The 20,849-nt window shown below is 74.2% G+C and carries 17 protein-coding genes and 1 tRNA gene; 12 read left to right on the forward strand and 6 right to left on the reverse strand.

The annotated features are described in order from the left end of the window. Nucleotides 1–143: 143 nt before the first annotated feature. The 5 genes from ACFCLZ_RS16940 to mscL all read left to right on the forward strand — a co-directional run bounded on the left by ACFCLZ_RS16940 (nucleotide 144) and on the right by mscL (nucleotide 4,714). A complete protein-coding gene (locus ACFCLZ_RS16940) occupies nucleotides 144–1,634 on the forward strand; it encodes a potassium/proton antiporter (RefSeq protein WP_380285730.1) in 1,491 nt (496 codons plus the stop codon). 403 nt (nucleotides 1,635–2,037) lie between these two features. Further along, nucleotides 2,038–3,297, forward strand: a complete 1,260-nt coding sequence (locus ACFCLZ_RS16945) for an MFS transporter (RefSeq protein WP_380286197.1) — start codon at nucleotides 2,038–2,040, stop codon at nucleotides 3,295–3,297. 127 nt (nucleotides 3,298–3,424) lie between these two features. Further along, the gene (locus tag ACFCLZ_RS16950) at nucleotides 3,425–3,733 is read left to right on the forward strand and encodes an FmdB family zinc ribbon protein (RefSeq protein ID WP_380285731.1); all 309 of its coding nucleotides are present in this window, start codon (nucleotides 3,425–3,427) and stop codon (nucleotides 3,731–3,733) included. Nucleotides 3,734–3,965: 232 nt separating this feature from the next. After that, a complete protein-coding gene (locus tag ACFCLZ_RS16955; RefSeq protein WP_380285732.1) occupies nucleotides 3,966–4,265 on the forward strand; it encodes a hypothetical protein in 300 nt (99 codons plus the stop codon). Nucleotides 4,266–4,294: 29 nt separating this feature from the next. Beyond that, the gene (gene mscL / locus ACFCLZ_RS16960) at nucleotides 4,295–4,714 is read left to right on the forward strand and encodes a large conductance mechanosensitive channel protein MscL (protein ID WP_380285733.1); all 420 of its coding nucleotides are present in this window, start codon (nucleotides 4,295–4,297) and stop codon (nucleotides 4,712–4,714) included. Nucleotides 4,715–4,735: 21 nt separating this feature from the next. On the opposite strand, the gene ACFCLZ_RS16965 is transcribed toward mscL, so the two are convergent. Further along, the gene (locus ACFCLZ_RS16965) at nucleotides 4,736–4,981 is read right to left on the reverse strand and encodes a hypothetical protein (RefSeq protein ID WP_380285734.1); all 246 of its coding nucleotides are present in this window, start codon (nucleotides 4,979–4,981) and stop codon (nucleotides 4,736–4,738) included. A 143-nt stretch (nucleotides 4,982–5,124) separates the two neighbouring features. Continuing rightward, on the reverse strand, nucleotides 5,125–6,096 hold the full coding sequence (locus ACFCLZ_RS16970; protein ID WP_380285735.1) for a sigma-70 family RNA polymerase sigma factor: 972 nt from the start codon (nucleotides 6,094–6,096) through the stop codon (nucleotides 5,125–5,127). 394 nt (nucleotides 6,097–6,490) lie between these two features. Here ACFCLZ_RS16970 and ACFCLZ_RS16975 point away from each other — a divergent pair, with 394 nt between their 5' ends. Beyond that, a complete protein-coding gene (locus ACFCLZ_RS16975; protein ID WP_380285736.1) occupies nucleotides 6,491–7,318 on the forward strand; it encodes a phosphatase PAP2 family protein in 828 nt (275 codons plus the stop codon). Between the two features lie 87 nt (nucleotides 7,319–7,405). Here ACFCLZ_RS16975 and ACFCLZ_RS16980 read toward each other — a convergent pair. Then, a tRNA-Arg gene (locus tag ACFCLZ_RS16980) sits at nucleotides 7,406–7,478 on the reverse strand. A gap of 266 nt (nucleotides 7,479–7,744) precedes the next feature. Here ACFCLZ_RS16980 and ACFCLZ_RS16985 point away from each other — a divergent pair. After that, a complete protein-coding gene (locus tag ACFCLZ_RS16985) occupies nucleotides 7,745–9,238 on the forward strand; it encodes a glycosyltransferase family 39 protein (protein WP_380285737.1) in 1,494 nt (497 codons plus the stop codon). Nucleotides 9,239–9,383: 145 nt separating this feature from the next. Continuing rightward, nucleotides 9,384–10,361, forward strand: a complete 978-nt coding sequence (locus ACFCLZ_RS16990) for a YhjD/YihY/BrkB family envelope integrity protein (RefSeq protein ID WP_380285738.1) — start codon at nucleotides 9,384–9,386, stop codon at nucleotides 10,359–10,361. A 35-nt stretch (nucleotides 10,362–10,396) separates the two neighbouring features. On the opposite strand, the gene ACFCLZ_RS16995 is transcribed toward ACFCLZ_RS16990, so the two are convergent. After that, nucleotides 10,397–12,646, reverse strand: a complete 2,250-nt coding sequence (locus tag ACFCLZ_RS16995) for a hypothetical protein (protein ID WP_380285739.1) — start codon at nucleotides 12,644–12,646, stop codon at nucleotides 10,397–10,399. 300 nt (nucleotides 12,647–12,946) lie between these two features. Here ACFCLZ_RS16995 and ACFCLZ_RS17000 point away from each other — a divergent pair, with 300 nt between their 5' ends. From ACFCLZ_RS17000 to ACFCLZ_RS17010, 3 genes are all read left to right on the forward strand, one after another. Next, nucleotides 12,947–13,702 carry a GPP34 family phosphoprotein gene (locus tag ACFCLZ_RS17000; RefSeq protein ID WP_380285740.1) on the forward strand — a complete coding sequence of 252 codons (756 nt, stop codon included), beginning with the start codon at nucleotides 12,947–12,949 and terminating at the stop codon, nucleotides 13,700–13,702. Nucleotides 13,703–14,277: 575 nt separating this feature from the next. After that, complete coding sequence (locus ACFCLZ_RS17005; protein WP_380285741.1) at nucleotides 14,278–15,141, forward strand: helix-turn-helix domain-containing protein; 864 nt, start codon at nucleotides 14,278–14,280, stop codon at nucleotides 15,139–15,141. Next, nucleotides 15,138–15,347, forward strand: a complete 210-nt coding sequence (locus ACFCLZ_RS17010) for a DUF397 domain-containing protein (protein WP_380285742.1) — start codon at nucleotides 15,138–15,140, stop codon at nucleotides 15,345–15,347. The genes ACFCLZ_RS17005 and ACFCLZ_RS17010 overlap by 4 nt, the downstream gene beginning before the upstream one ends. A 138-nt stretch (nucleotides 15,348–15,485) precedes the next feature. Here ACFCLZ_RS17010 and ACFCLZ_RS17015 read toward each other — a convergent pair whose 3' ends face one another. Further along, nucleotides 15,486–16,601, reverse strand: a complete 1,116-nt coding sequence (locus ACFCLZ_RS17015; protein WP_380285744.1) for an ADP-ribosylglycohydrolase family protein — start codon at nucleotides 16,599–16,601, stop codon at nucleotides 15,486–15,488. Nucleotides 16,602–16,742: 141 nt separating this feature from the next. Further along, nucleotides 16,743–19,331, reverse strand: a complete 2,589-nt coding sequence (locus ACFCLZ_RS17020; RefSeq protein ID WP_380285746.1) for a bifunctional FO biosynthesis protein CofGH — start codon at nucleotides 19,329–19,331, stop codon at nucleotides 16,743–16,745. Between the two features lie 188 nt (nucleotides 19,332–19,519). Here ACFCLZ_RS17020 and ACFCLZ_RS17025 point away from each other — a divergent pair, with 188 nt between their 5' ends. After that, nucleotides 19,520–20,794: an outer membrane lipoprotein carrier protein LolA gene (locus ACFCLZ_RS17025; RefSeq protein ID WP_380285747.1), complete on the forward strand. Its 1,275-nt coding sequence runs from the start codon at nucleotides 19,520–19,522 to the stop codon at nucleotides 20,792–20,794. Nucleotides 20,795–20,849: the final 55 nt, after the last annotated feature.

A 20,849-nucleotide genomic window follows, 5' to 3' on the forward strand; every position in this document is an offset into this window, starting at 1 on the left:
GGGGGCCGGTGATCACCGAACTTAAAGATATGGCAAAATGTTAGACTGAGTAACGATCCGCAAGGGGAGTAATCGGTGCGTGCCGCCGTCGCCCCTGCCGGTACCCCGTCCGCCGCCCGCCGCCACGCCCGAGGTGCCCCTGCGTGAATGTCGACCACCTGAACCAGCTGCTCCTCGAGTTCTCCGTGATCCTGCTGGTCGCGGTGGTCGCCGTGCGGGTGTCCACGAAATCGGGCCTGCCCAGTCTGCTGATCTACCTCGGCATCGGCGTGGCGCTCGGCCAGAACGGCCTGGGCATCTCGTTCAACAACGCCGAGCTCACCCAGGTCCTCGGGTACGCGGCGCTGGTGGTGATCCTCGCCGAGGGCGGCCTCAAGACCAACTGGCGCGAGGCCAGACCCGTGATGCCCGCGGCCACGGTGCTGGCCACCGTCGGTGTCGGGATCAGCGTCGCGGTCACCGCGGCCGGCGCGCACTACCTGGTCGGCCTGGACTGGCGGACCTCGCTGCTGCTCGGCGCGATCGTCTCCTCCACCGACGCCGCTGCCGTCTTCTCGGTCCTGCGGACGGTGCCGCTGCCCCGCCGGCTGACCGGCCTGCTGGAGGCCGAGTCCGGCTTCAACGACGCGCCCGTGGTCATCCTGGTCGTCTCCTTCGCGACCGTCGGCGCGCACGACTCCTGGTACGTCCTGCTCGCCACGATCGCCGCCGAACTGGCGGTCGGCCTGGCCATCGGCCTCGTGGTCGGCAAGCTGGGCGCGTACGGCGTCAAGCACGTCGCGCTGCCGTCCTCCGGCCTCTACCCGATCGCCGTCATGGCGCTCACCGTGCTCGCCTACGCCGGCGGCGCGCTGCTGCACGGCTCCGGCTTCCTCGCCGTCTACGTCAGCGCGGTGGTCCTCGGCAACGCCAAGCTGCCGCACGGCCCCGCCGTGCGCGGCTTCGCCGACGGCCTGGCCTGGATCGGGCAGATCGGCATGTTCGTCCTGCTCGGCCTGCTCTGCACCCCCGAGTCGATGGGCTCGGCCGTGGTGCCCGCGCTGGTGATCGGCGGGGTGCTGGTCTTCCTCGCCCGGCCGCTCTCGGTGGTGCTGACCCTCACGCCGTTCCGGCTGCCGGCCCGCGAGCAGGCCCTGCTCAGCTGGGCCGGGCTGCGCGGCGCGGTGCCCATCGTGCTGGCCACCATCCCGCTGGTCTCCGGCGCGCCGCTGGCACAGGACGTCTTCAACATCGTCTTCATCCTGGTCGTGGTCTTCACCCTGCTCCAGGGCCCGACCCTGCCCTGGGTCGCCAAGGCCCTGCGGATCGGCGAGGGCTCGATGGGCCAGGACCTCGACATCGAGTCCGCGCCGCTGGAGAAGCTGCACGGGCACCTGCTGTCGGTCGCGCTGGCGCCGGACTCCAAGATGTCCGGCGTGGAGATCGGCGAGCTGCGGCTGCCGGCCGGCGCGGCGGTGACCCTGGTGGTGCGCGAGGGGAGCAGCTTCGTGCCGGACAAGACCACCGTGCTGCGCGGCGGGGACGAACTGCTGGTGGTGACCACGGACGAGGTCGGCGAGGCGGCCGAGCGGCGGCTGCGGGCCGTGGACAAGGGCGGCAAGCTGGCCGACTGGCTGAACGGGCGCGGCGGCTGAAGGCCTCACCGGGTGTTCACCCCGACGTCACGGGACAAGTTTGGATCCGTCCGGTAAGGTCGGGGTGAGCGCGCATCTACGCGCGTAAATTCGCTTTGGTTGATACACCGAACCACCAGCATCTGCCTGAAGCAGAGTTGGCGCGACCGCTCGGCGGCCGCGGCCCGCCCCGGCCCACCGCCGGACCGGCCCGGTATCTACCCCGGTCGACGCGCGAGAGGACGACTCTCGGCGCCGTCGGGGCCACCCCATGCCCTGCCGCGCTACCAGGCAGCAGGAAGGACCGACCGTGACGGCCCGCCGAACGGTCGAGAGCGTCGAGGACGCCCACCACACCCGGACCACCGCCCCCGCGGAGACCACCGCGGCCGCCGCCGCGACCCCCCGCGTCGGCTACGGGGCGCTGCTGCGCACGCCCGGCGCCTGGACCTTCCTGGCCCCCGCGTTCGTCGCGCGGCTGCCCTACGCGATGCTCAGCATGGGGATCCTGCTGCTCGTCAAGGACACCCACGGCTCCTACGGCACCGCCAGCACCGTCGCGGCGGTGGCCGCCGTCGCCCAGGCGCTGATCGGCCCGCAGACCGGGCGGCTCGCCGACCGGTACGGCCAGGCCCCGGTGCTCGTCCCGACCGTCGTGGTGCACGCGGTCTCGGTCGGCGCGCTGATCGCGCTCGCGCTCGGGCACGCACCGGCCTGGAGCCTGTTCCTCGCCGCCGCCCCCGCCGGGGCGAGCGTTCCGCAGATCGGCGCCATGGTGCGGGCCCGCTGGATCGCCACGTTCACCGCCGAGGGCGCCTCCCCGGCCTCCGCCGCCAAGGTGAGCACCGCCTTCGCCTTCGAGTCGGTGACGGACGAGTTCACCTTCGTGATCGGCCCGATCCTGGCCGCCGCCGTCGCCACCTCGGTCAGTCCTTCGGCCGGGCTGGTCGCCGAGGCCGCGCTGACCGTGGCCGGCGGCCTGGCCTTCGCCGCCCAGCGGCGCAGCGCGCCCGCCCGGGTGGTGCGCGAGCCCGGCGTCCGGCAGGCCTCCGCGCTCGCCTCGCCCGGCGTGCGGCTGCTGGCCGGCGCCTTCCTCGGCGTGGGCGCCGTCTTCGGCGCCCTGCAGGTCTCGGTGAACGCCTTCGCCGACTCGGTCGGGCAGCACGGCGCCGCCGGCACCGTGTACGGCATCTTCGCCGGCGGCTCGATGGTGGCCGGCGTGCTGTACGGCGTGATCGCCTGGCGGCGCCCCGTCCAGCAGCGGATGATCATCAGCTACGGCCTGCTGGTGCTGGGCTGCTCGACCCTGTGGGCGATGCCCGACCTGGTCTCGCTCTCGATCGCCGGACTGGTCTGCGGCCTGGCCATCGCGCCCACCCTGATCAGCGGCTACACCCTGGTCGAGACGCTGGTCGAGGACGGCGCCAAGACCGAGGCCTTCACCTGGCTGACCGGCGCCATCGGCCTGGGCCTGGCGACCGGCGCGACGGCCGCCGGGCGGCTGATCGACGCGCACGGGCCGTCGGTCGGGTTCCTGGTGCCGGTGGCCGGGGCCGGGCTGGGCCTGATCGCGCTGGCGACGCTGCGGGGGCTGCTGGTCCCGCGCGGCGCGCGCGGCACGGTGGTCGCCGGCTCCGCGGAGCGCGGTGCGCCGGCCCGGCTGGTCGGCGCGGCCGAGCGCTGAGCGCGGTGGCCGGCTCGGAACCGGGCCCGACTCATCTCACATTCGAGTCGCTGGACTGATCCACCGGAATGCCGCATCATTGACCATCGTTAGCACTCATCAGGCGAGAGTGCCAGGAGGAAGACAAGTGCCCACGTACCAGTACCAGTGCACCGAGTGCGGCAACGGCCTGGAGGCGGTGCAGAAGTTCACCGACGAGCCGCTGACCACCTGCCCCGACTGCCAGGGGCGGCTCCGCAAGATCTTCTCCGCGGTGGGCGTGGTCTTCAAGGGCTCCGGCTTCTACCGGACCGACAGCCGCTCCTCCTCCAGCAGCTCGGTGGGCGGGGGCTCGTCCTCGTCGACGTCGGCCGCGCCGTCCTCGTCGGGCTCCTCGGGCTCGTCCTCGTCGAGTTCCTCGACCCCCGCCGCGAGCCCCGCTCCGGCGGCCGGCTGACCTTCGGCCGGGCACCGGCACCAGGTTTTCCGGAAGGCCCGTCGTTCCCGCTTCCCCGCGGGAACGGCGGGCCTTCCGTCGTCTCCGGGGGGGGCGACTCACTCGTCGGGGTGACGTTCTCCGTCCACAGCCCCGGGTTTTCCACAGGCTGGGAATCACGGCTTCCGGCCGGGGCGCGGGCGGCCCAGAGTGGCGGTCACCGGAACTCCGAACGCCGACCCTGGAGGTGCCCGTGCGCACCGGCTCGCCCGTCCTGTCCGTCCGCCCGCTGCCGATCCCGCCGCTGCCCGCGTCCAGCGTGCCGCCCCGGCAGCCGGTGCCGCTGTTCGCGCCGATCGGCGGCCGTGCGGGCCCGCGCTGCCGGCTCCGGCGGGCGCTGCGCTACCGCGCCCCGGTCCCGGCCGTGCTGCTGATCGCGGCGGCGGCCGCGCTCACCCTCGGCCCGGCCTGGGCGGGCCCGCCCGTGCCCGGGGCACCGCCGCCGGTGGGCCGAACGGGTTGTCCGCCGGAGGGGGGAGAAAGTCACCCGTGACCGGTGAACGACTCCGTCGTTCACGCGGCATGAAAGGCTTCAAGGAATTCCTGCTGCGCGGAAACGTCGTCGAGCTGGCCGTCGCCGTGGTCATCGGCGCGGCCTTCACCAACATCGTCAACGCCTTCGTCAAGGGCGTGATCAACCCGATCGTCGGCGCCTTCGGAGCCAAGGACCTCGCGTCCTACAGCTCCTGCCTCAAGGGCCCCTGCGAGGTGTCCCCCACCGGAGAGGTCACGGCCGGCATCCTCATCCTCTGGGGCAACGTGCTGAGCGCGGCCCTCCAGTTCGTGATCACCGCGGCCGTCGTCTACTTCTGCCTGATCCTGCCGATGACCCGCTACACCGCCCGGCGCAAGACCCTGGCCGAGGTCCAGGCGGAGGCCGAGGCCAAGGAGGTGCTGCTGCTCACCGAGATCCGCGACGCCCTGGTCACCCGGGCCGGCTGAGGCCGCGCCGGGGCCGGCCGGTCAGTCCCCGTGGTGCGGCGGGCGCTGGCTCAGGTACCAGTCCAGTCCCCGCGCGCTGCCCTCCCCCGCCCCGGGGCGGTCGCCCCAGCCCGAGTCGGTGTCGTCCCGGGACTGCCGCTCCAGCGGGTCGCCGAAGACCAGCCGGGCCTTCGCCGCCTTCCGCGACCCGTCCGCCGCCGACCGCTCCGCCGCTGCCCGCTCGGCCGCCGTCTCCTCGGCCGCCTTCTCCTCCGACGCCTCCGACACCTTCGCCTCCACCGCTCTCGACCTTTCCCCGCCGCCGTTCCCGCCCGCTGTCACCAGCCTAGAAGGCCCCCGGTACGACGGCGGGCCCGGTACGGACCGCTCCGCACCGGGCCCGCCGGCCACCGTCGCTCCCCCGGTCCGTGTCACGCGGCCTCGAAGCCCGCGTGGTCGGCGATCTTCTTCAGCTCGGCCAGCGCGTGCTTCTCGATCTGGCGGATCCGCTCACGGGTCAGCCCGTGCTGCTTGCCCACCTCGGTCAGGGTGCGCTCGCGGCCGTCCTCCATGCCGTACCGCGACCGGATGATCGAGGCCGTCCGGTCGTCCAGCCGCCCGATCAGGCCGTCCAGCTCCTCCCGGCGGAGCATCACCATCACGGCGTCCTCCGGGGAGGTCGCCCCGGTGTCCTCGACCAGGTCGCCGAACTGGGTCTCGCCCTCGTCGTCGACCGACATGTTCAGGCTGACCGGGTCCCGCGCCCAGTCCAGCACGTCCTTGATCCGGGCCTCGGTGGTGTCCAGCTCGGCCGCGATCTCGGCGGGCTCGGCCTCCCGGCCCAGCTCCTTCGACTTCTCCCGCTGCACCCGGCGGATCCGCCCGAGCTCCTCCACCAGGTGGACGGGCAGCCGGATGGTGCGCGACTGGTCGGCGATCGACCGGGTGATCGCCTGGCGGATCCACCAGGTCGCGTAGGTGGAGAACTTGAAGCCCTTGGCGTAGTCGAACTTCTCCACCGCCCGCACCAGGCCCGCGTTGCCCTCCTGGACGAGGTCGAGCAGCGGCAGGCCGCTGCGCGGGTAGCGCCGGGCGACGGCGACCACCAGGCGCAGGTTCGAGCGGATGAAGACGTCCTTGGCGCGCTCGGCGTCCTCGGCTATCGCCTCCAGCTCCTCGCGCCGCACGCCCTGGGGAAGCCCGCCCTCGTCCAGCAGGTGCCGGGCGTACACACCGGCCTCGATCCGCAGCGAGAGCTCGACCTCCTCGGCGGCATCGAGCAGGGGCGTCCTGGCGATCTCGTCGAGGTACATGCCGACCAGGTCACGGTCGGCCTCAAGGTTGGTCGGGCGGGCCGCGCGAGTCCGGTCGGCCCTGTCGCGAACGACGGCACGGGTGGCCATGCTTGCTCCCTTTGCTGGTGTTGCCGCGGTCTGGCTGCCTGCCCGGAGAGGGCAAGAAGTGCGGGCCCCGCGGGCCTCACACGTAACGATCCAACGAACAGAATCCGGACAACATTCCCAAGTCGCTCAGATTCTTCCGGCGATGCAGTATCCTGCGCGATCCCGCCCCCGGTCGGGACGCAGGGTGACCGGATCGATACCCGATGTGTCCCTCCGGGACCACTCGGCGCACCCCCGCGCACGCCCTTCCCTCCCCACAACCCCGCGGGCTCCGAGCGCGTTCCCGCGCAGGGCGCGCCCACACCCCGGCGCACGCAGGTCCTCCGCACAAAAGATGCCAAATCGCTATCACCGCACCGCACGATCGGCACGGGCGGCTGGGAAGGTGTCAGCCATGCACCTGACCAACAGCTCGCCCTCCATCACCCCGCGTGACCGCCACCTGCTTCGGCACGCGGCGCTCGCGGTCTGCTGCGCCGTGCTGTTCGCCGTCCTGGCAGCCCTGGTGCAGACCGGCTGGAGCCCGCTCTCCCGGCTCGACCGCGGACTGATCGACGGTCTGCACCGCTTCGCGGCCGATCACCCCGTGTGGACCGCCTCGGTGCAGATGTTCTCCGACACCGGCGGGACGATCACCATGCGCTCCCTGCTCGGCGCGGCCGCCCTCTGGCTCTGGCTGATCGGCGCCCGGACGCTGGGCGGCTGGGTCGCGGCCCAGACCCTGGTCGGCTGGGGCGGCCAGTGGCTGCTGAAGCTCTCCTTCGGCCGCCACCGCCCGACCTTCTCCGACCCCGTCTCGCACGCCGGCGGCCCGGCCCTCCCCTCCGGCCACGCGATGGCCTCCGCGATCGCCTGCGCCGTCCTGGTCGGCCTGCTCTGGCCCCTGGTCGGACGGGCCGGCCGGATCACCGCCTGCACGACCGCCGCCCTGACCGTGCTGGGGATCGGCGCCTCCCGGGTCTTCCTGGGCGTCCACTGGCCCAGCGACGTCCTGGCCGGCTGGCTCGCCGCCGGCATGGTGCTCGGCAGCGTCACCGTGCTCGTCGAACTCACCCGCCCCGGCGCGCTCGCCCGCGACCTCCGCCGGGTGAACTGGCGCACCCGCCCCCGGGTGCAACGCGTCCTGGTCTCCCCCGCCCGCCCGCCCCGGGACACCGCCGGCCCCGCCCCGGACCCGGCTCCGGACCCCGCCGCCGATCACCCCGACGGCCTCCTGCGCTGACGTCCCCTCACCCCGGAGAACACCGCGGGCCCCCTCGGTCGCAACCGAGGGGGCCCGCATTCACGTCATCCGCCGTGACCGGCGCTGTGCCCCAGGCAGGATTCGAACCTGCGACACCGGCTTTAGGAGAGCCGTGCTCTATCCCCTGAGCTACTGAGGCGGGGACGACCGCAGACAGCCTAGCGGATCGGGGGCGGACGGGTGGGCCGGACGGGCCCGGTGGGCAGGCCGGCCGACGGTGGGTCAGATCGGACGGGGGCGACCGGAGTGGCCGGACGGGCCGCCGATAGCCTGGGAGGACGGACCCTCGGACCGACGGGCCGGGGACCCTCCGGCAGGGGGAGAGAGCGGGGGCGGCAGATGGCGTCGGGTGGCCGGTGGGACCGGGGCCCCGTCCGCCTCGTGCGGAAGGCGGCCGGGCCGGCGGTGTGGATCGCGCCCGCGCTGGTCATGCTGACGGTCGGCGCGTACCGGCTGACGTCGCCCGCGCTGTGGCGCGACGAGGTGGCGAGCTGGGCCTCGGCCACCCGGCCGCTCGACGACCTGCTGCGGATGCTGCAGCACGTCGACGCCAGCAACGGCACCTACTACGTCCTGCTGCACGGCTGGACGGCCCTGTTCGGCGACTCGGAGATCGCGCTGCGGCTGCCCTCCGTCCTGGCGATGGCGGGAGCGGCCGCGTTCACCGCGCTGACCACCGCGCGGCTGTTCGGCGGCCGGGTCGCGGGCCTCTGCGCGGGACTGCTGTTCGCGACGGTGCCGCTGGTCTCCCGGTACGCCCAGGAGGCCCGCTCGTACGCGCTGGTGACCTGCGCCGTCGCGGCCGCGACCTGGTTCCTGCTGCGCGCGCTGGAGCGGCCGACACTGCGCTGGTGGGCGCCGTACGGCCTGGCGATGGCGATGGCGGGCGCGGCGCACCTGGTCTCGCTGAGCGCCCTGGCCGGCCAGGCGGCGCTGGTCGCGCCGCACCTGTGGCGCGTCGGCGCTCCGGCCCGGCGCCGGCTGCTCGGCCGGCTCGCGCTGGTGCTCGCCGCCGTGGTGGCGCTGGTGCTGCCGGTGGCGCTGCTGGGCCGGGAGCAGTCCGGGCGCCAGCTGGGCTGGCTCGCCCGGCCGACCGTGCACCAGCTCCTGCACTTCGGCGAACCGCTGTTCGGCTCGCCCCGGGTGTTCCACATCTTCCTGCTGCTGGCGCTGCCGGCCCTGGTGCTGCCCGGGCGGCGCGGTCCGGCGCTGAGGCTGCTGCTGCTCGCGGTGCTGCCGGTGCTGGCGGTCTGGGCCTTCTCGTTCGGCCCGACCTCGTACTTCCTCGACCGGTACCTGCTGTTCACCCTGCCTGCCTGGGCCGCGCTGGCCGGCTGCGGGACAGCGGCGGGCTGCGCCGCCGTGACCACCCTGGCCCGGCGCCGCTGGACCTCGCCGAAGGTGCGGGTCGTGGGCCTGCTGCTCGCGGTCGGCGTGGTGGCGGTGACCGGGGCGGCGGCCCTGCCCAAGCAGTCCGTGGTCCGCTACGCGAACTCGCACGCGAAGGAGCCGTACCGGGACGTCGCCCGGCTGATCGCGGCCGGTTACCGGCCGGGGGACGGACTGGCCGTCCCGCTCGGTGACCAGGCCTGGTCGATGGTCGGCCCGGGTGTCTCCTACTACCTGCCGGACGACGTGCGGCCGTACCCGCTGTTCGAGGCGACCGGGGCGGTCCAGGCCGAGGACCTCTTCCCGGTGCCGTGCCCGCAGCCCGCCGAGTGCACCGGCCGGGGGAGCCGCGTCTGGCTGGTCGTCCTGGGCGACACCCCCGACCCGCTGGCCGCGCTGCCCGCCGACCAGGCGGTCGCGCTCCAGGCCCGGTTCGGGACGCCGGGGCAGGTGACGCCGCTGGGCGGGATGACGCTCTCGCTGCTGGACGGGACCCGCGCCGGACGCTGAGCCCCGGGCCCCGGGCACCGGCCCTGTCCGCCGAGCCCCCGGGCACCGTCCGCGCACGGCCGGCCGGCACGCGAGCGGCCCGGGTGCGCCGGGCCCGGGGCCGGGCGACCATGGAGCACGGCGACCATGGTCGGAAGGACGGCGGGTGAGCGAGCAGCCGAACGGGCAGCCGGCCGACCGGGACGACCGGGGCGACCGGAGTGACCAGGACGACCAGGATGCTCCGGACGACCGGAGTGACCGCGACGACCGGCGGACCGCGCGGTGGCGGCACCGGTCGGCGGCCCTGGCCGGGTCCGCCCGCGGACTGCCCGAGCAGGTCCCGATGGTCGGCCGGGCGCTGCGCCAGCTGTTCCGGGTCAACCTGCTGGACTCGGCGACCCGGCTGGCCGCGCAGGCGTTCCTGAGCGCGCTGCCCGCGCTGTTCGTGCTGGCGGTCTTCGCCCCCACGGCGATCCGCGAGGGCGTGCTGCACTCGCTCCGCAAGGAGCTGGGCCTGCAGGGCCAGGCGGCGCAGTCGGTGCAGCAGATGCTCGGGAGCGGGCACGAGGAGGAGCCCGGCTTCGGACTGGCCGGCGCCCTGGTCACCCTGCTGTCGGCGACGGCGCTGAGCCGGGCGATGCAACGGGTCTGCGAGCGCTGCTGGGAGCTGCCCAAGGCGGGGACCAGGGTGGCGGCCTGGCGGTGGCTGGTCTGGCTGCTGGTCTGGCTGGTCTGCCTGGCGTTCCAGACCCCGGTCAAGGACGGCTTCGGCCTGGGCGCCTGGCTGGGCCTGCCGCTGACCTTCCTGCTCGCGACGGCGCTGTGGTGGTGGACCCAGCACCTGCTGCTGGGCGCCCGGGTGCGCTGGCTGCCCCTCCTGCCGGGCTCGCTGCTCTGCGGCGTGACGGTGGCGGGCATCGGGGTGGCCTCGCGGGTCTACCTGCCGGGCGCGATGAGCCGCAGCATCGGCCAGTTCGGCCCGTTCGGCGTGGTGTTCACCGGGCTGTCCTGGCTGATCGTGGTGTTCACCGGACTGACCCTGGCGATGGCACTGGGCCGGGTGGTGTCCGAGGAGGAGGCCGTCGCCCGGCTGCTGGGCTCGCCCACCGAGCCGGGGCAGTGGGGCGGCCCGCGGTTCTGACCGCGGGCCGCCCGGAGCGCTTCAGCCGGCGCGCCTCACAGGGCGCGGGTCAGCCGGGAGACGATGGACGGCGGGGCCAGCTCGGAGCCGAGCACCACCGGCACCTCCACCCGGTTGTCGCCCTCGCCCGCGCGCAGCACGCCGACCTTGGTACCGGCCGCCACCTGGTGGGCGACCTTCGACGGGTCCAGCACCAGGGTGCCGGTGACGCCGGGGAAGCCGGCCACCGTGAGGTCCTGCGCGGCGACCACCGGCACCGAGCCGCCGAGGCCGTCCTCGACCCGGCCGACCACGTCACCCTGCTTGGCCAGGGTCTGCCCGGTGAGCCCGTTCTGCGCGGCCAGGATCTGCTTGGCGCTGACGGTCTGCACCACCTTGAGGATGCTCGGCTCCGCGGTGGTCGCCGGCTGGCCCAGGGTGACGCCGAGGATCAGCCGCCGCACGCCGGCGATCTCCTTGTAGGCGGCCCACATCAGGCAGCCGCCGGCCGGGGTGCTGGAGCCGGTCTTGACGCCGATGATGCCGTTCTTCGGGGAGATCAGGGTGTTGGTGTTGGAGATCTTCTGGTTGTTGAAGGTGGTGTCCGGGGTGGAGACGATCTGCCGGAAGATCTCGTCCTGCATCACCTGGCCGGCCAGCTTCAGCTGGTCCTTGGCGGTGCTCTTGGTCTCCGGGTTGAAGCCCGCCGGGTCGGTGTAGGTGGTGTTGGCCATGCCGAGCTTGGCGGCGGTGTCGTTCATCTTCTTGACGAACGCCTCCTCCGACCCGGAGTCCCAGCGGGCCAGCAGCCGGGCCACGTTGTTGGCGGAGGGCAGCATCAGCAGCTCCAGCGCCTGGTACTGGCTGATCTGCTGGCCCTCGGTCAGGGTGACCCGGGACTCGTCGACGTTGCCCGACTCCTGGGCGGCCTGCTTGTCGACGGTGATCTTCGGACCGGCCTCCCCCTTCTTCAGCGGGTGCGCCTGGAGGACGAGGTAGGCGTTCATGACCTTGGTGACGCTGGCGATCGAGGCCGGCGTCTCCGGGCCGGAGCTGCCCAGGCTGCCGATGCCGACCACCTCGGCGGCCGACTGCCCCTTGGCCGGCCAGGCCAGGTCGAGCGGGTCGCCGGGGAAGGCGAAGCCGCCGGCGGCGGTCATCGCCACCCTGGTGTCCGGCAGCGGGCGCAGCAGCTGGGCGGTGACCGCGCCGCCGAGGACGACGGCGAGGAAGAGCGTCCAGACGGTGATCCGCTTGAGCGCGCGGCGCAGCGGCGAGACCGGCCGGCCGTTGAGCGCGGCCAGCACCTCCATCGCCTCGGAGGTGGAGTCCGGGAACGGCTCGGGCGCGGGCACCGGCGCCGGGTCGGGAACGGGCAGCGGCCGCGGTGCCGGGGCGGGGCCGGGCTTCGGGGCCGGCCCGGGCGCGGGCAGCGGCTCCGGGACGGGGACCGGCTCCGGCTCGGGCAGGGGCTCGGGCTCCGGCTGCGGCTCGGGGGTCGGCTCCGGGACGGGGGCCGGTTCGGGCAGCGGGTGCGGGGCGGGCGGCTCCGGGACGGTGTCCGCGTCGGGGACGGCCGCGGCGGCTGCGGCGGCTGCGGCGTCCGGAGCGTCCGCGGTGGCCGGGACGCGCAGGACACGGGTCCGTTCGGCGTCCTCGAGCTTCTCGAACTTCTCGGCCCGCGCCGATGGTTCGGCCACCGTCTCCGGGGCGTCGGCGCCGGCCGGACCGTCCTCGCGATCGGCCGCCCGGCCTGTCCGCATGGCGAGACGGGGGTCGGTGCCGGCCGGGCGGTCCGGCGTGCCGGTCGCGGCCGTGTCCTCCGCCTCGGCGGCGCCGACCGCCGTGGCACCGGCGGGCTCGCGCAGCTCCTCGGGCAGACGCAGGGCGGTCGTCGCGTCGTCGGCGGGCAGGCGCAGGGCGGTGGTCGCCTGGTCGGCCGGCAGCCGCAGCGCGGTCGTCCGGTTGTCCGCATCCCGGACGCGCAGCTGCACCGTGGACCCTGGCCGGGCCGCCCGGGCCGCCCCGTCGGCATCGGCATCGGCATCGGCGGAGCCCTCGACGGAAGCGTCGGCGGGGTCGGCGTCGGCCGGGTCCACGTCCGGAGCACCGGCGTCGTCGGCGTCGTCGGCGGGGTCTGCCTCGGCGGGCACCCGGTCCTGCCCGGACTTCCCCGCCGCCGGGTCCACCGGGTCCGCCGACGGCGCCGCCGCCTCCTCGACCGCCGCGTCGGCACCGGCCCGTTCGCCGGCCCGCTCCCGCGCCCGCTCGCCGTCCCGCAGCACCCTGTCGGGGGACTCGCCCACGTAACCCAGCCTCCTCAACGCCCGGCGGGGCACCGGCAAGCCCGTATTTCGGGAAGCCGGCACCCCGCCCCGTGTACCTGTACAGTCTCCGCCACCGGCGGCCGAATCAGGCCGCCCACACCCCGCCCGACCGGCGGTTATTGCCGCGGCACGGTCGCGCCGCGACCTGTTCAACGGTCAGACGCCGGGCCCGCCACGGCCGGTTCCCCGGCTCGATCGCAAGGTCACGATTCGGAGGCGTACTCGACAAGCCCGTGTGAGAGGCGTCACGCTGTTTCCCATCCACGCGGGGAGGCTTGGATGGGCAAGAGCCGCAGAACTGTTCCCGAGGAGCTCTTGCTGCTCGCTTTGGACCCGGCCACGGGCACCACGGCGCAGCCGCAGACCCTCGACCTCGGACTCGCCGGGGCCCAGCTCGTCGAGCTGTCCCTGGCCGGACGGATCGTTCCGGAGGGCGACCGGATCGCCGTGGTGCTGCCACGGCCGACCGGCGACCCGACACTCGACCACGCGCTGGAGCTGTTGCGCCGACGGGGCAGCCCGGTCCGCGCGGCGCACTGGATCGGCGGGCCCCGGCTGGGGCTGCGGCAGACCTACCTGGCGCACCTGGAGCGGTGCGGCATGGTCACCGCCGTGCCCGGCCAGGTGTGCGGGGTGCTGCCGACGACCCGCTACCAGGCGTCGGACGACTGCACCAACGCCGCGATCAAGCAGCGGCTGGACACCGCGATCCGCACCGGCGTGCCGCCGGACCCGCGGACGGCGGCGCTCGCCGCGCTGGCGCACTCGGTCGGGCTGGGCAAGCACCTCTACCCGGGCAACGAGGGCCGTTCCTCGCGCTCCCGGCTGCGCGATCTGATCCGGTACGACCCGCTGGGCGGGATGGTCGCGCACGCCGTGATGGACGTGCAGAACGGCCTTCCGAGCCAGCAGAACCGTTCCGCCCAGGCCGGAGCGGCCTCGTCGGGCTCGGGCGGCCGGACCGGCCAGCGCCCGGCGGCCGGACGCGGCAGCGGCGGCGGCCGGGTCGTGGCGTCCCGCGTCGGAGTCCGCTGACGCCTCCGCGGCCACGGAGCCGACCGGACCACGCAGCCCACCGCACCGCAGAACGCACCGGGCCCGCGCCGAGGCCGGCGCCGGACCAACCCCGCACGCCGGGCGCGGACCGGCGCGCGCAGCGGCGCACACCCACCGTTCGCGCCCTACAGCGGCGACGAGCAACCGGCACCACCCAGCAGCGAGAAGGGGCGGTCGCCCGCGACGGATGTCGCCGGGCGACCGCCCCTCCGCCGTCCCCCCAGCCGGTCCGGCCCCCACCCGGACCCCCGGCCGCATACCGCCCCCGCATGTGCCACCAGCACCTGCGCGGCCCAGGGGCCGCATCCGCACCACGTCCGCCACACCGCCGCAGCACCACCGGACCGGTCGCCGGCGCCTCTACCACTCGGGGGTGCCCGCTGTCTCGCCGAAGCGCTTTTCCGATGATCTGTTCTACTGCGCTCCGGCCATTTCCCGGCGCCGACCTGATCCGGGGTGACATGCTGCTCACCATCAGGGGGTTGATCCAGATTTCCACCGTGTTCCGAGGACTTCCGTTCCAACGATCACCAGAGGTCCGACCGGAGGCCGACGTGTCCACGAACATCAATCCCACGGTGCGCCGCCGGCGCCTCGGCGCGGAACTGCGCAAGCTCCGGGACCAGGCCGGGATGACCGCCGAGGAGGTGGCCGGCCGGCTGATGGTCTCCCAGTCCAAGATCAGCCGGCTGGAGAACGGCCGCCGCAGCATCAGCCAGCGGGACGTCCGCGACCTCTGCGACGTCTACAACGTCGCCGACGAGGCGATGCGCGCCAGTCTGATGGAGATGGCCCGGGAGTCCCGGCAGCGCGGCTGGTGGCACGACTTCAACGACATGCCCACGCCCTACAGCGTGTACATCGGCCTGGAGGCCGAGGCCTCCTCGATCCGCGCGTACGAGTCCTCCTTCGTGCCCGGGCTGCTGCAGACCGAGCAGTACGCGCAGGCCGTGGTCGAGGGCACCCAGCCGGACACCGACGCGCTCTCCGTCCAGCGCCGCGTCCAGGTCCGGATGAAGCGCCAGGACCGGGTCAACGGCGAGAACCAGCTGGGCAGCCTGTGGACCGTGATAGACGAGGCGGTGCTCCGCCGGGAGGTCGGCAGCAAGGAGGTGATGGCCCACCAGCTGAAGCACATGCTGGAGCTGAGCCAGCGCCCCAACATCACCATCCAGGTCATCCCGTTCTCGCACGGCGCCCACCCCGGCATGACCGGGACATTCTCCCTGCTGGAGTTCCCCGAGTCAGCCGATTCCACAGTTGTCTACTTCGAAGGGGTGACGAGCGATCTCTACCTCGAGAAGGAGGCCGACGTCCGCCGCTATACCAGTCTCTACGACCACCTGCGGGCGGCGGCGCTCGGGGTGGCCGAGACCCGGACACTGATAGCCGACATTGAAGAGGGATACCACGGATGAGCACCACCTTCGAGAACGGGACGAGCTGGCGCAAGAGCAGTCACAGCGGCGGCAACGGCGCCTGTGTGGAGGTCCGCGTTCCGGCCGCCGACCTGGTGGCGGTCCGCGACTCCAAGGACCCACAGGGTCCGCAACTGCGCTTCTCCGCCGAGGCCTGGAACACGTTCGCCGCCGACGCGGGCGCCGGGGTGTTCGGCGGGTTCTGATCCGCCTCGTACCGCTTCTCGGCCAGGTGCCCGTAGCGGTGTCCACCGCCCTCCCCGGGCGGCGGACACCGCTACGGGCATCTTCGCGTCCAAGGGCATGACCCCGTCAAGACAGCCCCGCCGACGGCGGGCGGCGCCTCAGCCGAGCACCGGGTAGCGGGCCGCCCAGGCCGCGCCCTGCGGGGTGTCGGTGCTGTGCAGCTCGGGCCCGTGCATCAGCTCCAGGACGAAGTCGTCCGCCAGTTCCAGCAGCGCCCCGCGCCCCTCGAGACCCACCACCAGACCGGGCGGCAGCGCGGTGTCACCGTGCAGCACCCCGAGCAGGTTGCCGCAGATCGCACCGGTGGAGTCGCTGTCCCCGGAGTGGTTCACCGCCAGCAGCAGCCCGGACCGGATGTCGTGCGCCACCAGCGCGCAGTACACCCCGATCGCCAGCGCCTCCTCGGCGACCCAGCCCTCCCCCAGCGCCTCGACCCGCTCGGCCGACGGCTCCCCCGCCCGCACCGCGTCCAGCGCCGCCCGCAGCGCCGCCGTGGTCTCCTCGTGCGCCGGCCGCTCGGAGAGCAGCGCCAGCGCCAGGTGCACCCCCTCCTCCAGGGTGCCGCCGCGGGCCGCGGTCTGGACGATCACCGCCAGCGCGCCGGCCGAGAGGTAGCCGGTGGGGTGACCGTGGGTCAGCACCGAGCACTCCACCGCCAGCTGGAACACCAGGCCCGGCTCCCAGGTGGTCAGGAGTCCGAACGGCGCCGCCCGCATCACCGTGCCGCAGCCCTTGGAGTGCGGGTTCTTCGGCACCTCCAGGGTGCCCAGCCGCTCGGCTTCCGGGCCGGAGAGGCCGGACAGGCAGGCCTGGCCCGGCGCGCGCTGCGCGTACAGCCACTCCTCGCGGCCCAGCCAGCCGAGGTCGGCCCGCCGCTCGTCCGGGCCCCAGTCCCGCTGGGTGGCGGCCCAGCGCAGATAGGCGCGGTGGACGTCGGTGGGCGGGTGCCAGCTGCCGGTGTCCCGGCGGATGTGCGCGCGGATCAGCCCGTCGAGGGTGAACAGCACCATCTGCGTGTCGTCGGTGACGGCGCCGAGCCGCCCGTACGCCGGGACGTACCCGGTGACGCCGAGCGGGCCGTGCGCGGCGCGGATCTTCTCCAGCGGCTCGAACTCGATGCCCGCGCCGAGGGCGTCCCCGATCGCCCCGCCCAGCAGGCACCCCCGCACCCGGCTGCGGAAGTCCTGCTGCTGGGCGCGTGACCACAGTGGCATCACGACGGGCGCCTTTCGTCCGGGTTCGGGCGGGGTCGCGCGACGCACGGCGGGTCGCGCGCCCTCGCACTGTATTCGAATGCCCGAACGGGACGGCAGGGTTCCCGCTCCACCGGATCCGCCCCGGCGCGTGGCGACGGCTCACTCGACGAGCGGCAGCAGCTCCGGCAGGTGGCCGTCCGAGGCCAGCGCGGCAGCCAGCCGCTCGGCCGGCACCTCGCCGTAGGTGGTGGTGCGCTGCCGGTGCGGGCGCCCGGCCGCCTCGGCGATCGCGCGCAGGTCCCGGACCGACTTGTAGCTCCCGTACGCCGACCCGGCCATCCGGGAGATGGTCTCCTCCATCAGCGTGCCGCCCAGGTCGTTGGCGCCCGAGCGGAGCATCTCGGCGGCTCCCTCGGCGCCCAGCTTCACCCAGCTGGTCTGGATGTTGCGGATGTGCGGGTGGAGCAGCAGCCGGGCCATCGCGACCACCGCCCGGTTGTCCCGCGCGGTCGGGCCCGGCCGGGCGATCCCGGCCAGGTAGACCGGGGCGTTGGTGTGGATGAACGGCAGCGTCACGAACTCGGTGAAGCCGCCGGTGCGCTGCTGGATCTCCGCGAGCAGCCGCAGGTGGCCCACCCAGTGCTTCGGGGTGTCCACGTGCCCGTACATCATCGTGGACGAGGAGCGGATGCCGAGCTCGTGCGCGGTGCTGACGACCTCCACCCAGGTCGCGGCCGGCAGCTTGCCCTTGGTGAGCACCCAGCGGACCTCGTCGTCGAGGATCTCGGCGGCGGTGCCCGGGATGCTGTCCAGGCCGGACTCCTGGGCGCGCTGCAGCCAGTCCCGGATCGACAGCCCGGTCCGGGTGGCGCCGTTGACCACCTCCATCGGCGAGAAGGCGTGCACATGGATGCCGGGCACCCGCTCCTTCACCGCGCGCGCGATGTCGAAGTAGGCGGTGCCGGGCAGGTCGGGGTGGATGCCGCCCTGCATGCAGACCTCGGTGGCGCCGACCTCCCAGGCCTGCGCGGCCCGGTCGGCGACCTGCTCCAGCGAGAGGCTGTAGGCGTCCGCGTCCGTGCGGCGCTGGGCGAAGGCGCAGAAGCGGCAGCCGGTGTAGCAGACGTTGGTGAAGTTGATGTTCCGGGTGACGCAGTAGGTGACCTCGTCGCCGACCGCGTCCCGGCGCACCGCGTCGGCGATCCGGCAGAGCGCGTCCAGGGCCGGGCCGTCCGCCTGGAACAGCGCCAGCGCCTGCTCGTCGGTCAGCCGGACCGGGTCGTCGGCGGCCACCGCGAGAGCGGCCCGCACCTCGGCGTCCAGCCGCTCCGGCGCGCCGGCCGGGCCGGGGACGGCCGAGGCCACCTGCTCGCGCAGCACCTCCCAGTCGCCGTAGACGTCCTCGAAGTCGGCCCGCCGGTCGCCGGTCCGGCCCTCGGTGTCGATGGTGCTGTGCAGGTCGGTGCGGCCGTACGAGTCCGGGAGGTCCTCCGGCTCCTGCCAGGGGTGCCCGGTCACCACCGCGTCGGGCCGGGCCAGGCCGGTCTCCGGGTCGGCCAGCGCCCGGACGTGCGGCAGCACCCGCGGGTCCAGCCAGGGCTCGCCGTGGCGGACGTACTCGGGGTAGACGGCGAGCCGCTCGCGCAGCTCGAAGCCGGCCGCGGCCGAGCGCTCGGCCAGCTTCTCGATCTGCGGCCAGGGGCGTTCGGGGTTGACGTGGTCGGGGGTCAGCGGGGAGACGCCGCCCCAGTCGTCGATGCCGGCCGCGATCAGCCGCTCGTACTCGCCGTCCACCAGGTTCGGCGGCGCCTGCAGGCAGGCGGACGGGCCCATGATGTGCCGGGCCACCGCGACGGTGGCGACCAGCTCGTCCAGCTCCGCGTCCGGCATACCGCGCATCGCGGTGTCCGGCTTGGCGCGGAAGTTCTGCAGGATCAGCTCCTGGACGCCGTGGTAGGCCCGGGAGACCCGGCGCAGCGCGAACAGCGAATCGGCGCGCTCCTCGTACGTCTCGCCGATGCCGATCAGCAGGCCGCTGGTGAACGGCACCGAGCTGCGGCCGGCGTCCTCCAGCACCCGCAGCCGGACGGCCGGCTCCTTGTCGGGCGAGCCGAAGTGCGGGCCGCCGGGCTCGCTCCACAGCCGGGTGGCGGTGGTCTCCAGCATCATGCCCATCGAGGCGGAGACCGGCTTGAGCCGCTGGAAGTCCGTCCAGCTCAGCACCCCGGGGTTGAGGTGCGGGAGCAGCCCGGTCTCCTCCAGGATGCGGATCGACATCGCGCGGACGTACGCGATCGTGTCGTCGTAGCCGTGCGCGTCCAGCCACGCGCGGGCCTCCGGCCAGCGGTCCTCGGGCTTGTCCCCGAGCGTGATGAGCGCTTCCTTGCAGCCGAGCTCCGCGCCCCGGCGGGCGACCTCCAGCACCTCGTCCGGGGACATGAACATCCCCCGGCCCTCCCGGCGCAGTCTGCCGGGGACGGTCACGAAGGTGCAGTAGTGGCACTTGTCCCGGCAGAGCCGGGTGAGCGGGATGAACACGCTCTTGGAGTAGGTGATGACGCCGGGCCGGCCGGCCGCGTCGAGGCCCGCGTCGCGGACCCGGGCGGCGCTCGCACAGAGGTCGCGCAGGTCCTCGCCTCTGGCCCGGAGCAGTACCGCCGCCTCGGTCGCGTCCAGCGCGACACCGTCCCGGGCCCGCCGCAGGGCGCGCCGCATCGCGTTCGCGGTCGGGATGTTGGTTGCGTCCATGCCGCGACCCTACGCCAGTTCACGTACGTTCCTCGTGCGTTCGGAGGAGCCGACCCTGAGGAGGCGTCAGGGTTGCCTGCGACGCGAGGTCGACCCGCAACCAACCCTGCAGGGCGATGACGAAGGCGCCCCGGGACCGTCTAATGGATACCCAGGGACAGTCGTTGACCGACGGAGGGGTTGGACGGATGACGGACGACAGGGCGACCGCGGGCGGCGGCCCGGCGGACGGGTTCCAGGAGGGCGGGGCACCCTACCGGTCGCGGCGGCGCATCCTGGTGCGCGTGGCCGTGCCACTGGCGATCACGGCCGCGATCGCGGCCGGGGTGGGGCTGGTTCCGGCGCTGGCGGACTCCTCGCCGCCGGAGCTGCCCGCGCTGACGGCGGAGCAGCTGGTGACGAAGGTGCTCGGATCACAGGCCCAGACGCTCTCCGGGACGGTGTCGCTCTCGACCGACCTCGGCGTGCCGAGCCAGCTGCTGGGCGCCGCGGCCGGCGGGTTCGCGGGCGGCGGCGCGGAGCGCGGCGGCGACCGGCCCTCGGGCGCCGCGCCCACCGCGAAGCTCACCGGCCTGCTCGGCGGCGAGCACACCCTGCGGGTCGCGGTGGACGGGCCGGACCGGCAGCGGATCGGTCTGCTGGAGCAGCTGTCCGGGTACGAGCTGATCCGCAACGGCGACCAGGCCTGGGCCTGGGACAGCACCACCAACGAGGCCGTGCACCTGACCGGGGCCCGGCCGGACGCGGCGGCCGGGGGCCACCCGGACAAGGCACCGCTGACGGGTGTGCCGACCACTCCGCAGGAGGCGGCCCGGCAGTTCCTGGCCGCGGGCGCGGACACCACCGCCGTCACGGTGGACGGCACCGCGACGGTGGCCGGGCAGAAGGCCTACCGGCTGAGCGTGAAGCCCACCCGGCCCGGCTCGACGATCGGCGAGGTGCGGATCGCGGTGGCCGCCGACAACGGCGTGCCGCTGTCGGTCGTGGTCAAGGGCACGGACGGCGGCACGGTGCTGGACGTCCACTTCACCCAGGTATCGTTCGCCCAACCGGCCGCGAAGACCTTCGAGTTCACCGTGCCCAAGGGCGCCAGGGTGACGGAGCAGAAGGCGTCCGGAACGCCGCGCGGCGAGGTGACGCCGAAGGAGGCCGAGGCGGCCGCCGAGGGCCTGAACGTGATCGGCGAGGGCTGGACGGCCGTGCTCTCCGCCAAGCTGCCGTCCGGCGACGTGGTCGTCCCGGCCGAGGGCAAGGGCCCGCGCGGCAAGGGCGGGCACGGTCCGGGCGCCGGCTCCGGCGCGGCGCAGAACCCGCTGGCGCTGGCCAAGTCGCTGGGCAAGTCGGTCGCCGGCGGCTCGCTGATCAGCACCAAGGTGCTGAACGTGCTGGTCACCGACGACGGCCGGGTCTTCGCGGGCGCGGTCACCCCGTCGGTGCTGCAGAGTGCGGCCGGGGTGAAGTAGTGGCCCAGGCTCCCGTAACGGGGGACGTTACGGAGCCGGCCGGGGGCCGGGCGCG

The sequence above is a fragment of the Kitasatospora purpeofusca genome, from assembly GCF_042691725.1.
GTDB lineage: Bacteria > Actinomycetota > Actinomycetes > Streptomycetales > Streptomycetaceae > Kitasatospora > Kitasatospora purpeofusca_B.